At 38.7% G+C, this 13,766-nt stretch carries 12 protein-coding genes; all 12 read right to left on the reverse strand.

Annotated features, from left to right (window positions below):
* Positions 1–93: 93 nt before the first annotated feature.
* The 12 genes from RWM06_RS01005 to RWM06_RS01060 all read right to left on the reverse strand — a co-directional run bounded on the left by RWM06_RS01005 (position 94) and on the right by RWM06_RS01060 (position 13,456).
* Positions 94–1,245 carry an iron-containing alcohol dehydrogenase gene (locus RWM06_RS01005; protein ID WP_313969785.1) on the reverse strand — a complete coding sequence of 384 codons (1,152 nt, stop codon included), beginning with the start codon at positions 1,243–1,245 and terminating at the stop codon, positions 94–96.
* An 865-nt stretch (positions 1,246–2,110) separates the two neighbouring features.
* Positions 2,111–3,616: a zinc ABC transporter substrate-binding lipoprotein AdcA gene (gene adcA, locus RWM06_RS01010; protein ID WP_313969786.1), complete on the reverse strand. Its 1,506-nt coding sequence runs from the start codon at positions 3,614–3,616 to the stop codon at positions 2,111–2,113.
* A gap of 9 nt (positions 3,617–3,625) precedes the next feature.
* Positions 3,626–4,432, reverse strand: coding sequence for a metal ABC transporter permease (locus RWM06_RS01015; protein ID WP_313969787.1), 807 nt, complete (start codon positions 4,430–4,432; stop codon positions 3,626–3,628).
* On the reverse strand, positions 4,425–5,129 hold the full coding sequence (locus RWM06_RS01020) for a metal ABC transporter ATP-binding protein (protein ID WP_001269496.1): 705 nt from the start codon (positions 5,127–5,129) through the stop codon (positions 4,425–4,427). The genes RWM06_RS01015 and RWM06_RS01020 overlap by 8 nt, the downstream gene beginning before the upstream one ends.
* Positions 5,129–5,569, reverse strand: a complete 441-nt coding sequence (adcR, locus tag RWM06_RS01025) for a zinc-dependent transcriptional regulator AdcR (protein WP_001249308.1) — start codon at positions 5,567–5,569, stop codon at positions 5,129–5,131. The genes RWM06_RS01020 and adcR overlap by 1 nt, the downstream gene beginning before the upstream one ends.
* A 152-nt stretch (positions 5,570–5,721) precedes the next feature.
* Complete coding sequence (dltD, locus tag RWM06_RS01030) at positions 5,722–6,990, reverse strand: D-alanyl-lipoteichoic acid biosynthesis protein DltD (RefSeq protein ID WP_313969788.1); 1,269 nt, start codon at positions 6,988–6,990, stop codon at positions 5,722–5,724.
* Positions 6,983–7,222, reverse strand: a complete 240-nt coding sequence (gene dltC, locus RWM06_RS01035; RefSeq protein WP_000351967.1) for a D-alanine--poly(phosphoribitol) ligase subunit DltC — start codon at positions 7,220–7,222, stop codon at positions 6,983–6,985. Before dltC ends, dltD begins: the two co-directional genes overlap by 8 nt.
* 13 nt (positions 7,223–7,235) lie before the next feature.
* Positions 7,236–8,480, reverse strand: coding sequence for a D-alanyl-lipoteichoic acid biosynthesis protein DltB (gene dltB / locus RWM06_RS01040; protein WP_313969789.1), 1,245 nt, complete (start codon positions 8,478–8,480; stop codon positions 7,236–7,238).
* Positions 8,477–10,027 carry a D-alanine--poly(phosphoribitol) ligase subunit DltA gene (dltA, locus tag RWM06_RS01045; RefSeq protein WP_313969790.1) on the reverse strand — a complete coding sequence of 517 codons (1,551 nt, stop codon included), beginning with the start codon at positions 10,025–10,027 and terminating at the stop codon, positions 8,477–8,479. The genes dltB and dltA overlap by 4 nt, the downstream gene beginning before the upstream one ends.
* Positions 10,028–10,047: 20 nt before the next feature.
* Entirely contained in the window at positions 10,048–10,179 is a 132-nt protein-coding gene (locus tag RWM06_RS01050; protein ID WP_000813667.1) for a teichoic acid D-Ala incorporation-associated protein DltX, read from the reverse strand.
* Between the two features lie 309 nt (positions 10,180–10,488).
* Positions 10,489–11,667, reverse strand: coding sequence for a ryptide export MFS transporter (locus RWM06_RS01055; RefSeq protein WP_313969791.1), 1,179 nt, complete (start codon positions 11,665–11,667; stop codon positions 10,489–10,491).
* 211 nt (positions 11,668–11,878) lie between these two features.
* Positions 11,879–13,456, reverse strand: a complete 1,578-nt coding sequence (locus RWM06_RS01060; RefSeq protein WP_313969792.1) for an ABC transporter ATP-binding protein — start codon at positions 13,454–13,456, stop codon at positions 11,879–11,881.
* Between the last annotated feature and the right edge of the window lie 310 nt (positions 13,457–13,766).

The following is a 13,766-nucleotide window of genomic DNA, read 5'->3' on the forward strand; positions in this document are numbered from 1 at the left end:
CACATTTAAAGAAGGTTGTGCAGTTTTTACTGCGATTTTTCCTGAAATGTCAATAATTAGAAGTGAATTGTCACATTGTCGTCTGATTTCTTGCTAAAATAACTCTTTATAAAAGGCAATCGTTTCTTCTAGGGTTGGCATAAATGGATTTCCTGGCGCGCAGGCATCAATCAAGGCATTCTTAGAAAGGTATTCAAAGTCGAAATCTTTTTCTTCAATACCAAGTTCAGTCAGTTTTTTAGGAATACCTACTGTCTCAGAAAGCTTCTCAATCTCAGCAATTGCGTAATCGGCACACTCTTGATCTGATTTACCTTCTACATGAAGTCCCAAGGCTTTAGCAACATTGCGGAAAGCTTCTGGTACACGTTTAGCATTTTCACGTTCTATAACTGGTAGTAGCATGGCACAGCACACGCCATGTGGCAAGTTATATACTGCACCGAGTTGGTGAGCCATTGAGTGAACATAGCCAAGACCAGCATTATTAAAGCTCATACCACCAAGGAAAATGGCATTGACCATACCTTCACGCGCTTCAATATCGTGTCCGTTTGCTACGGCACGAGGAAGATATTCCTTGATAAGTTCAATAGCACCAATAGATAGTTTCTTGGTCACATCATAAGCTCCAGGTGTTACCAAAGCTTCAACAGCGTGCGTCAGAGCATCCATACCTGTCGCTGCAGTCAAAGCTTGAGGTTTTGAAATCATCAATTCAGGGTCATTAACAGAGATAAGAGCAAGGCTATTCTTGTCAACCATTACCATCTTAACCTTGCGTTCTTCATCAGTAATCACATAGTTAATGGTAATTTCTGCAGAAGTTCCTGCTGTTGTATTGATAGCCACAACTGGCAAGCCTTTTTTAGCAGACTTATGAAGCCCTTCATAATCCTGTGGTTTTCCACCATTTGTAGCCATGATAGAGATACAACTAGCTGCATCCTGTGGAGACCCACCACCAAGACTGATGATAAAATCACATCCATGTTCTTGCAAAGCAGCTACCCCATCTGTGACATTCTTACAAGTAGGGTTTGGCTCTACATCGCTAAAGATGACATATTCGATTCCTTCTGTATCTAGCGGTTTTAAAACCTTAGGCAAAATGTCACTGCCTTCGATATACTTATCTGTCACCAAAAGTGCCTTTTTATAGCCAAGTTCCTTGATATAAGGACCCACTTCATTTACAACACCTTTACCAATAAGGTTGACTGCCGGAACATAAAATGTAGCCATATAATTTTCCTCCTGCGCCTTCGCGCTATCTATTTAACATCATTATATTACTTTTTGTATTCGTTTTCAATTATTTGTGAATTGTTTAACAAATCTTTTTAAAAGGAGTGGAATTTGACTATTATTTATGAGATTCTTTTCCATCAGTAAACAAAGCAAGTCGAACAGATTTTGAAATTATAATATACGAGGACTTGCGAAAACCCTCTGTTTTCGCCCCTCAATTTAATAAAAGAAGTTGTACATATGCAGCAACTTTACTCACAATGTAAGTTAGTTTTAATATACAAGCTACCACACTTCAAGCATTAAGCAATGTTGATAATCTAAATTTGATGTGTATACTATTTTTGTCATCGGTTACCGATTACGTTCCTTACGGTTCGTGAGAGGAGGTGAAACTAATGAACCTTGCCCCAGAGCTCGTTCTTACTATTGTAGCGGACGTCATCGCAGGAATTATCTTGTATTTCGTCTGCAAATGGCTAGATGGTAAGAAGTAGACCGAATGACTAGCCTGTAAACACCCGTTAAATCGCTAAGATACGTCAAAAAAGCCCTTAACTACGGCCATAGTTAGGGGCTTTGGTGTTCTAATGAACCTTATCAACTAGCTACATTTTAGCATACAAAGCTCGATATTTCAAGAGTTTTATTTATTTTTTTAAAGTCCCCTTAGGTATCTGAAAGTTCTATAATGAAGTTATACTCTTCGAAAATCAAATTCAAACCGCGTCAACGTCGTCTTGCCGTACTCAAGTACAGCCTGCGGCTAGTTTCCTAGTTTGCTTTTTGATTTTCATTGAGTATCAGCCATCTAGTACCAAAAAACCGACTAGCTCTTATGAACTAGTCGATTTTCTCATCAATGCGCCAACATTTCTTGGGCAATTTCTTGTCCAGATAGGTTATCTGGGTAGTAGGTTGGCCAGTTATCCATTTCTTCAAAGAGGGCTTCTTGGCTTGTGCCTCCAAAGAAGATATGGAAATGTTCTGCCTTAACTGGGGCGATATTGTGGTCACTAAACTGAACATATTTGAACTGTCCAGCATCCGCATCTGTGGCTTCAAAGAGGAAGCGCACGCCACGATTGCCTTTCTTATAAGTCAAGATTTTCTTGCCAACATACTTGTAAGTATGTTTCTTACTTTGTCCACCTTGAACAAATTCCATAGTGTTATCAGTGATATTAATCTTAGTGACATCTGTCTGATAGCCTTTTGTATAGTAAGCCTTGTACTCAGCCTGAGTCATCTTACCAGTCAACTTAGCCTTGTAGTCAAAGACTTGATCAAACATACCATCTTCAAGGAAAGGATAAACTGATTGCCAGTTACCTGCATAGTCACTCAAGGTGCGGTCCTTGACAGCTGCATCTTCAAAGTAACCATTGTGGACTGTCTTGGTATCCTCTGCCTTTTCAGGTTCGATTACTGGGCCCTCTTGGTCCGTTGTTTGTTTCAAAGCCTTGAAGTTTTTCTCCATCACGGAGATGTAATTTTCACCAGCCTTGGTATCCTCTTCTGTCAGACTTTCTAAAGGATTAAGGACATCTATTTTGACACCTGCCTCTTTTGAAAGTGTGTTAGCAAGGGCTTGTGAAGCATTTTCTTCGAAGTAGATATAGGCAATTTTATTTTTCTTGACATACTCTGTCAATTCTGCCAAACGAGCAGCTGATGGCTCTGCATCTGGAGAAAGTCCTGAGATAGCGACTTGTTTGAGTCCATAGTCTAAAGCGAGATAGTTAAAGGCTGCGTGTTGCGTTACAAAGCTCTTTTGTTTGGCTTGAGACAAGCCTTCTGCATAAGCCTTATCCAAGGCTTGCAATTTTTCGATATAGGCAGCAACATTCTTCTCAAAGGTCTCTTTTTTATCAGGATAATCTGCTGACAAGCTATCACGGATGTGCTCTACTAGTTTAATGGCACGGACTGGTGATAACCAAACATGGGGATCGAACTCATGGTGATGACCTTCTTCTCCATGGTCATGGTCGCCCTCTTCTTCCTCGCCACCTGGCAAAAGCAACATATCGCCTGTCGCCTTGATGGTTTTCACTTTTTTCTTATCCAAAGTATCTAGCAATTTAGGTACCCATGTTTCCATGTTTTCATTTTCATAAACGAAGGTATCTGCGTCTTGGATTTTAGCAATTGCCTTGGCAGATGGTTCATATTCATGGGGCTCTGTCCCAGCACCAATTAGGAGCTCTACATTAGCCGTATCTCCTGCGACTTGCTTGGTAAATTCATAGACAGGGTAAAAGGTTGTCACAATATTTAATTTGCCATCTGCCTGCTTTTGATTGGAACAAGCCACTAAAAACAAGGCACATAGACTGGCTAGCAATAAGCTAATTTTTTTCACGTTAGTCTCCTATTTGATAAAACGTCTTACTAAACTGATGAGTAAAAAGACAGTTACAAAAATAATGGTAATACTTGCGCTTGCAGGTGTTTCTGCATAGTAGGAAATGTAAAGTCCTGCTACCATTCCCAAAAATCCAATAGCACTGGCAAGCAGCATAACCGATTTAAAGTTTTTCCCTAGACGAAGGGCAATACTGGCTGGCAAGACCATGATAGTCGATACCAAAAGAGCTCCCGCAGCTGGAATCATAAGGGCAATGGCCACCCCCGTCACCATGTTAAAAAGAATGGACATGGTACGAACTGGCAAGCCATCCACAAAGGCCGTATCCTCATCAAAGGTCAAAATGTACATCGGACGAAGGAAGAGGAAGGTCAAAATCAAAACAACCGCTGCAATGACAAAGAGGGAAATGACCTGTTCTTCACTGATCGTCACGATTGAACCAAAAAGGTACTGGTCCAAACTCATAGAACTCGAGCTTTTACCCTTGCTCATGACAATCAGAGAAACAGCCAGACCCGTTGACATGAGGATAGCTGTCCCGATTTCCATAAAGCTCTTGTAAACCGTACGGAGATATTCCAAAAAGACCGCCGCAATCAAGACAATGGCAATCGTAGAAATAGTCGGAGAAATCCCTAGGACCAGACCAAAGGCTACACCTGAAAGCGAGACATGACTGAGGGTATCACTCATCAAACTCTGACGACGTAAGATAAGGAAGGTTCCAAATACCGGCGAGAAAAGACTCATGGCAATAACGGCCAGAAAGGCGCGTTGCATAAAGTCATAAGATAACAAACTAAGCATGGCCCACCTCCTGATCATTCTCATGAACGTTGAAACAACGCCATGGCGAGTCTTGGTTACGGACTAGATGAATATTGCGATCCGCATAATCCTTAACTTCTTCAGGGTCATGGGTAATCATCAAAACAGCCTTGCCATGATGATGGGCGCTGTGGTGCATGAGTTCGTAAAATTCATTTTTACTTCCTGCATCCATCCCCGTTGTCGGCTCATCTAGGATAAACACATCTGGATCAGAAGCAAACATACGCGCGATTACCGCTCGCTGCTTTTGGCCCCCAGAAAGAGAACCCAAGCGTTTGTCTCTGTGTTCCCACATGCCAACTGAGTCCAGACTAGCCTTGATATGCTCCTCATCATGAGCATTCAAGCGACGGAACCAGCCTTTTCGCGGATAGCGACCCGACTTGACAAATTCATAAACCGTACTTGGAAAACCTGCATTAAAACTAGCAATCTGCTGGGGAAGATAGGCTATTCTCAATTTCTTACCCTGCGTATTTGTCTTTGAAATGGTCACCTTGCCAATGCGTGGCTGGAGGATTCCAAGACTGGCCTTGATGAGTGTCGTCTTAGCTGCCCCATTCTCCCCCGTCAAGGTAACAAATTCCCCACTATCAACACTATAATTGATATGTTCAAGAACGGGCTCCTTATCATAATAGAAGGATAAATCCTCTACCGTAATATATCTCATTATTTGATTTCTCCTACTAAAGCAGTCAAAAACCGCTGGATCACTTTTTGTTCATTTGGAGTAAACTGAGTCGCCACTTGTTCATAGGTTAAAAGTGTATGCTCATGGTGATGATGATGCTCCTCAGCAATTGGACGAGCCAAATCAGTCAACTGATAAAAAATCACACGCGCATCCTTAGGATCTTTAGATGTTTCTAACATCCCTTCCTTGACCAAAGACTTAATGGCCTTGGTAACTGCCGCCTGACTGACATTGAGACGACGGGCCAACTCTGAATTTGTTAAAGATTCCTCTGACAAGAGCATGAGAATATGCTCCTGGGTATTGGTCAGAGCCACCTCGCTAGTGCAATGACCTATTAAAATCTCGTGCTGGTTTTCTGCCTGCAAAATTACTTCATTCAAAAAGGCATCTATATCTTTTGCTAACTGTCTCATATCTGACTCCTTTCCCTATATGCTTCTCTATTTTCAAGAGAAAATACTATTCTGTGGCATTTTATTTACCAGTTAATTATATCACAAGCAAAAAAAGAGTCAAGAAAAAACGTGAAAACTAGTTTCATTCTCGAACTCTTCCATATTATTATCTATTGAAATTCCTTGACATCTCCATCATAAATCGCCCAGTCTTTTGTGAAAAAGCGCTCATTTAGATGATAGGTAGGAGCTGGTGTGGGATTGGATAGGAAAGGATCAACTGCCTTATCAAAAGCAAGCCAACCCAACCAACCTAGGTGAATGGTATCCTTAATAAAATAAGGATCCCCTCCATTTTTTGAAAAGTCAGCAATATTAGTGAAACCTTGACTTTCTAATTGATAACGAATTTTCTCCACTGCATGCTGGTACATATCTCCTCTGAGCCCTGTGTAGTCCATCCATTTCTTATTGACAGGTTGGATGACAAAGAGGACATTAACTTTCGATTTTGCAAATTGATTGAGAACCAACTGTAAATCATTATATTCAGATGATTTTAGGAAGCTGTAATTCTTTTGATACCCTTCCCATTTTTTCAAATCCTTCTTAACCTCTCTTGTATAGAAATGATTTTCCATTCCCATATCATTATTAGTCGTATTTGTTTCTGCATCCTTTCGAGCAATTTTTTCTAACTCTTGGTAAGAAAATTGATCTGGAAGATCTTTTAAATAATTTTCCACATGTTCCTTATATTTGAGTTTTCCTCTAATGGAGAACCGACCAAATAGAGAAGCCTGTCTCTCATTGAATCGGGCAAAAATATTAATAGCAACCTGATCAACCTCTGATAATTCTTCACCCTTTGATAATTTTTGAACAATGCCTTTTAATGCAACATTAGGATTCTGCTTTAACAATCGAATAGCCGCATGCTTTGCAGCAGTGTCACCAGATTGATTTTCCAGAAAAGCTGTCAATTGGTCACTATTAAAAAATCTCTGAAACGCTGCGGGTTCATAATCAGTCTCCGTAAACCACTGAGGCGAAATCACAAATACCGCATGCTTATTCTCTATTTCTGGCAAAATTTGCTGTAGGCCAAAATATTGATTTAGAGAGGCTGCTCCTGCTTGACCTAAAAAGTAAGGACGATAGGGACGATGGTATTTCTCTGCTAAAACAGCTGGATGGACACTATCAAATCGAATCCATTCGCTGGACCCTAGAAAAGGAATAAAACGCATATTTGGATCTGTAAGAGCCCTTACTTTTTGGCTTCTCTCTTTAAAACTCTCTACACTAACAGAAGCCGCCGAATATTTCTCCTCCGTCAGATTATGGCTTGTTGTACTTGGATAAAAAAAGATGAGTAGAAGAACCAAAAATCCAGCAATGAAGATGGGCCCGAAGATTAGCCACAAGCGTTTAAGCATTTTGTAGCTCCACAATACCGGCTATGATTTTATTAGCTGTATTCCAGTCGTCGCGACCAAACTCTGTTACAGGAACACGAATGTCAAAACGGTTTTCAATCTCCACAATTAATTCAACCGTGCCCATACTATCCAAGACACCTGCATCAAAAAGATCTTCATCCATCATGTCAGAAACATCTTCCATAAACAACTCATCAATAATTTCGATAACTTCTGATTTGATATCCATATTTTATTTCCTTTTATTTTTTAAACCATAAATCATTCAAAAATCCAGAAAAGATTAAGAATGACAACATGACGACATGGAAGGTGACAACCATGCCAAGCAACTGAATCCAGCGATTCTCAGGTAGAGCAGTTTTCCCTGCTTTTTTCCGTTCCTTATTGAGCGTTTTTTTCTTGCGAATCCAAGCGTCATTGATAACCAGTCCAATCCCATGAAAGAGGCCATAGGCGATATAGTACCAGGTCACTCCATGCCAAAATCCCATAATCAGCATATTTACAATGTAGGCCACACTTGAGGTTACATTACGATTTTTAAAGACTTTCTTTCTGGTCAATACCATCACCATTCGCATAAAGACAAAGTCACGGAACCAGAAAGAAAGACTCATGTGCCAACGATTCCAAAATTCCTTTAAATCCCTTGATAAAAAAGGCTTGTTAAAGTTGATGGGACTACGGATTCCCATCAAATTTGAAATGGCTAAGGCAAACATAGAATAACCTGCAAAGTCAAAGAAGAGTTCCAGACCAAAGGTATACATAACTGCCAAGGCATAGAGGTTAAAGAAGCCACCTGACTGCAGGGCTAGATTCTTCAGAGGAGGTAGTAAAGTTTCTCCTAAAACATGAGCCAGGATAAACTTGTACAAAAATCCCCACATGATATAGCGAACAGATTCATCCAGCATATCCATCAACTCATCCCGCTCAGGAATGGTCTGATAATTTTCATTGAATCGTTTAAAGCGATCAATGGGACCACTTGAAAAGGTCGGCATGAAGAGAAGAAAGCGGAGGAATTCCCACAAGGTGAAATCCTTAATCACTCCATCTCTCAGTTCGATGATAATCCCAAGCGAACGAAAGGTCAGGTAAGAAATTCCCAAAAATCCAAGCAAAGACTGCGTTCCATTGATAGCTGGCTGCACCTTGACAAAGATAATCGGAAGGAGGGATAGAAAACTAACTAGGTAGAATACCCACTTGCCATCCTTGCTTTTTCTATAATGCTTGTAGAATAGCAGGAGCAATATTTCCCAGCACAGATAAATACCCAAGGCAGCCAATTGGTTAGTCTTCCCACCCACCAACATGGTGACGATAAAGAAGAGACTAACCAGCACTTCGTACCAGGCGAAGCGTTTCTTGAAAAAGAGACCGATAAAGATGGGCAAGGTTGCAGCAATCACATAGACAAAATACTGAGGATTACCGTATGGCTCTAAATGAGGAAGCTGTTGAAAGAACTCCATCATCTCTTATTTACCTCATTAATTAATCCTTTGATGTCAATTTTTCCATTTGGAGTCAGTGGTAAACTATCTCGATAAAGGAATTTAGAGGGCATCATGTAGGACATCATGATGTCTGTCAGGTCTTCCTTAATGGCCTTGGTAATATCGATATCACGTTCAAACTGCTCACGAACACCGTCTTTTAAGATGACATAGGCCAATAGATTTTGCACTTTGTGATCCTTGTTATAACGTGGAACAGCGACAGCAGACTCGATATAACGAGACTTGTTGAGGTTTTGAGAGACATCTTCTAACTCAATGCGGTAACCGTTGAATTTAATCTGGAAGTCCATGCGTCCGCCGTAGAGAAGCAAGCCTTCATCTGTCATAGTTCCCACATCTCCTGTATGGTAGGCTGGTAGACCTTCAAACTCAAAGAAGGCTTCTGCCGTTTTTTCAGGATTGTTCATATAGCCTTTTGAAACAGCTGGCCCAGAGACAATGATTTCTCCCTGTTCGCCATTTGGCAGTTTATTTCCTTCCTCGTCAATGATAAAGGTTGGAGAATCAGCCTTGGTATAGCCGATTGGTAGGCGTTTGAGAGTCGCTAGCATCTCGTCTGTCACAGCAACTGCTGATAGGGCTACTGTCGCTTCTGTTGGACCGTAGGCATTGATAATACGGGCATTTGGGAAACGTTCGCGTAGTTTTTGAGCCGTTTTAACCGTCAATTCTTCACCATCAAAGTAGAAATGCGTGATACCAGGCATTTTCTCACTGTTGAAGTCTTCAGACAACATGGCCATATCTGCAAAAGAAGGAGTTGATGTCCAGATAGCGATTGGCAATGAAAAGATGGTCGCAAAGAGTTGCTTAAAGTCCTGAGTGATGACAGATGGTAAGGCAAAAAGAGTTCCTCCCAGTGCCAAGGTCGGAGCCCAATACATGACAGACAAGTCAAAAGAATAAGGTGGCTGAGCCAACATTTGCGGACGACTTGGCGTCGCAAATTCCTTGTCCGTAATCATCCAGTTGGTAAAGCTGAGGAGGTTATCATGGGAAATCTGCACTCCCTTTGGCTTACCAGTCGTACCAGAAGTAAAGATGATGTAGTAATTATCATCACCCTTGACTGGATGCGTGATTTCATAGTTATTCCCTTGGGCAAAGGCTTCTTGAATCTGAGCTAGATTCATTATCGGTGTAGAAATCTGCTCCAATGGAAAGTCTGAGATGGAAATAATCAAGCTTGGCTCTGCTACTTCTAAAATAGCCGAAACTCGCTCCAAGGCTGAATGACTGTCAATGGGAATATAGGCATGACCTGACTTAGTCAGCGCTACAAAAGTTGCCAACATTTCATACTCTTGGCCTCCAAAAACAACCACAGGAGACTTCTCTGGTAAATCCATTTGATCGATGGCTGCAGCTAAACTATCCGAATCAGCCTTCAAATCTCCATAAGTGTGTTCCTGCCCCAAAACATTGTAAACAGGATAGCTAGGCTGTGTCTGAGCAAAATGCTCAATGGTTTCAATCATATCTACTATTGGTTTATTTGACACAATAGGGATTCTCCTTCAAGTTAAAATTCATTATAGATAAAGCTTCCTTGACCCTGACCAAGATAGCTAAAGAAGTAAAGCAGCCCTAGAAAGATAAGAAAATACAAGGCTGTCCGACCAAGAAAGAGGTACAATTCTTTTCTCTGTTTCATCAAGAAAAACCATTCATTTCTGTAATTTTTGTTAAATAAGATGAACTCTCACTATAGTATTTTTCTACCATTGTACCATTTTTTAGGGTAATTTTTCAATTGTTTGCCGTAGATTTTCACTGCATTTAAGCTAATTTTAAAGATTATGCGGTTTTTCTATGAATATTTTAAATAGATAAGTCTAGATAAAAACTCCATTTCAGGAGACAATGAAGTAAATTTTCCCATAACAAAACGCACAATATCAAGTTTTTTCGACACCTGATACTATGCGCTTTTCTGATTTTTAAAGACTTTTTAACCAGTCTCTCATTTAAAATAGTCTCGTCTGATATAAATTAAAATAGCTTCTATCATCAGACAAATGGCAGATAGCCAAAAACTTATGCTAATACCAAAACTCTCAGTAATATAGCTCATTAGCAAAACAAATACTGAAAATGCTAATGTCGAAATCACTTCAAGAACGGAATAGACATTAACCAAATGATTTTCCTCTACTGTTTCCTGAAGAAATACACTTTCAGGAACTTCTTTTAGTTGCGATAACATACCAACTAAAGCTGAAAATACTAAAAACATCTGTGCGTTTGGAAAATATAGAATAGTCAGTGTCACTATTGCCATAGCTACAAGAGGAAAAAGAATACTTTCCCATTTAGCAGCAAGGAACTTTTCAGATAGCCTAAAAACAATTAAGCCACTAATTATAATACCAATAGAGTATGCTGTATTAGAATATCCCCAGTAACTTTCCGTTTTATTTAATAACTCCGTTACAAAAACAAGCATAATGGAAGAAACCCAAATTGTATTTGAGAAAATTTCAAATAAATTTGCTGATACAAAAAGTCTTAATCTAGGATCTCTAGCAACTAACTTCCAACCTTTGAGCAAAATTTCAAGATTAGTTTCTGACTCTAACACCTCCACTTCAGCCTTAGGAAGAAATAACATCAAAAAGCTAGAAATGATATACAAGATTAAAATGATAAACGTGGTAGGTAACAGACCAATTGTTGCAAATAAGAGTCCCCCTAACCCCCACCCCACCAATTGAACAGCTTCACCAGTCATTGATAAGGCCGAATTAGCCTTGCCCAAATCAGTCGCATAGCGCGGCACAATAGCATAGGAAACAGGTGCGGCAAAACCATCTAATATGGAAATTGCAACAACAAATAGATAGATCACCAAAGGCGCTACTGATTGCATTAGTATAAACATTCCTACCAGTATCGCCAATAATATAGTCTTTCCAAATTGGGATAAAGATAAAACCCTATTTAGCGCTATCCTTTTAGTAACTAAAGGAACTAAAAGACTCGCAACAAAAGAGGATATCCCTATTAAAATGGGAACTAGTGATGTGGCAATTACTGATTTTGAAATAATGTATATGTTAGCAATGATGGTTACTCTAAAGAAAATATCTGCTAAATTTGCAAACAATTGAGAGACTAACAACTTGATAAATGAATTAGACATGTAACTCTCCTATAACATAAAAATATTTAACTGATAAATGGTATAGTAGACTTTGTTTGATAACTATTTGACACAAGATTAGGTGGTCAGAAATTGAATTTTTAACATTCCAACTTAGCCATAGTTTTTAGTTCTCACATCTTTAAATCAGCTAAAACAATCCATAATATAGCATATATATTATAGTTAGCAAGATGCCGAACAAATCTATTTATTTTATTCTATATTTTCCCAAATCAATTACTTGATTATAAACCGTTTCTGAATCAATATGATGAGCAACTTCAATCAAAATGATAGGCAACTGCAAAAGTAACTGGCGCACTTGATATGCATTGTCCTTGTCTAAGGATGATGTAACCTCATCCGCCAACACAATGTCTTTTTGTCGAAGCAGACAGCGAACTAATTCAAGTCGTAAACGTTGTCCACCTGAAATGTTTTCTCCATTATTTATCAGTTGATAATCCAAGATATTGGTGATTTCATTCGTTAAGCCAACTTGTTCTAGGCAACAGAGTAATTCTTTATCTGAAATCTCCTGTCCTAATGTTAAATTTTCTCGGATTGTCCCTTGTCTGAAAAATGGATTCTGAGAGATATAAGCGACATTCCCTTGATAATGAGTAAATTCTCGACCTGATTTATCACGTACGATAATTCTACCACTATTCGGACTTATCTTTCCTGCTACCAACTGTAGGAGAGTTGACTTTCCGGTACCACTAGCTCCCTTTATTAAAACTTTACTTGGCTTAGTTAATCTAAGTGACAAATCATAAAAGAGCACTTGCTCTCCAACCTGTTTTGAAACGCCCTCCAAAACTAGCTCAGCTAAAGATTCGACTGTCGGATATGATGTTTCTAAACAAGATTCTTCCAATAATGAAAATATTTTTTCTTTCACTGTTTGCGATCGCTGTATATCAGATATGCTATACATAATTCTTTGAATAGGTCCGCTAAGATTCATTGTAGCTATATACATAGAGACCAAACTAGCTGTTGTTAACTCTATACCGCTCTTTTGTAATAAAAGACCAAGTGCAAGAGGTAGTACCTGACTAAGGAATTCTAAAGGACCATTGAAAAAATAAACGACATTGCTAGTCCATTCATTTTTCCAACGGGAATTCTCGTAACACTCGTTGTTTTTTCTCATCTTAGCAAAGTTTTCTTTACTAGCGCCATAAAAATAGATCGTATCTGCTCCCCTAAAAAAATCTCCTACAGATAGATGAAAAGCTTTTTGCATTTCCGAAAAATTTGCACCACTTTTCATTAAACGATTATTCATTACCCATTGAGGCAATGGTCGAAGAAAAGAGAACACGATAAAAACAAGACCAAGCCAAAAATTTTGCACCAAAATAAAAACAATCGTTGTACAAAGTATAAAAACTCTTCCAACTATCATATCCAGGGGTAAAAAGAAGCGATTATAGAGCAGTTCTATATCTTGTGTAACAATTGAAACTTTTTCATCATATACAACATTTTCTTTCAAAAATAGTTTCTTAATAAGCTGATCTTTTAAACGAATTTGCAGATGACGCTGCAGATTATTACTGACAAAATTTGCTAGCAACATCGTGCTATAAAAAAACAGGTGTAGACACAGGCCATATAAAACAAAGTATGAAATTGTACCAATTGTAAGTTGATCTTCACGAATATTCAATAGCTTATCCAATAACAATGGCTTTATTAGAGCCATCCCGCTATTCAAAAGTACTCCTATTAAAAAATAGATAAAAATATTAGTTTTAATGTATTTTAGAAATTTCATAAATAAGCCTATCTAAAAGAAAGCGAATAGATATAAAAGCCTCAGTCTAAAAGTTATAAACAAATTAACTCCAACTGAGACTATACAATAATTTAATTAACCTATATATGATGCTGTTTATTAAGAATGATTATTTTTACTATTGAAAAATAATTCTCCTGTTTCACTTTTCTTTCTTAAAATATATGGAGATAGAACTTGCATATTAAATACCTCAAAATTCATAATTATGGTAACAACTTCGAAAAATCCTATCGCTCAAATACAATGAACTGATAAAACAACCGTAATTGAAATTTCTAAAGACAAT

The sequence above is a fragment of the uncultured Streptococcus sp. genome, assembly GCF_963516575.1.
In the GTDB taxonomy this organism is placed as follows: Bacteria; Bacillota; Bacilli; order Lactobacillales; family Streptococcaceae; genus Streptococcus.

Bases quoted from the DNA above. Each gene is read 5' to 3' on its own strand.
- RWM06_RS01005 (WP_313969785.1), bottom strand. From the start codon at position 1,245: ATGGCTACATTTTATGTTCCGGCAGTCAACCTTATTGGTAAAGGTGTT.
- RWM06_RS01015 (WP_313969787.1), bottom strand. From the start codon at position 4,432: ATGCTTAGTTTGTTATCTTATGACTTTATGCAACGCGCCTTTCTGGCC.
- dltC (WP_000351967.1), bottom strand. From the start codon at position 7,222: ATGGATATCAAATCAGAAGTTATCGAAATTATTGATGAGTTGTTTATG.
- dltB (WP_313969789.1), bottom strand. From the start codon at position 8,480: ATGATGGAGTTCTTTCAACAGCTTCCTCATTTAGAGCCATACGGTAAT.
- RWM06_RS01050 (WP_000813667.1), bottom strand. From the start codon at position 10,179: ATGAAACAGAGAAAAGAATTGTACCTCTTTCTTGGTCGGACAGCCTTG.
- RWM06_RS01060 (WP_313969792.1), bottom strand. From the start codon at position 13,456: ATGAAATTTCTAAAATACATTAAAACTAATATTTTTATCTATTTTTTA.
- adcR (WP_001249308.1), bottom strand. From the start codon at position 5,569: ATGAGACAGTTAGCAAAAGATATAGATGCCTTTTTGAATGAAGTAATT.
- dltD (WP_313969788.1), bottom strand. From the start codon at position 6,990: ATGCTTAAACGCTTGTGGCTAATCTTCGGGCCCATCTTCATTGCTGGA.
- RWM06_RS01020 (WP_001269496.1), bottom strand. From the start codon at position 5,129: ATGAGATATATTACGGTAGAGGATTTATCCTTCTATTATGATAAGGAG.
- RWM06_RS01055 (WP_313969791.1), bottom strand. From the start codon at position 11,667: ATGTCTAATTCATTTATCAAGTTGTTAGTCTCTCAATTGTTTGCAAAT.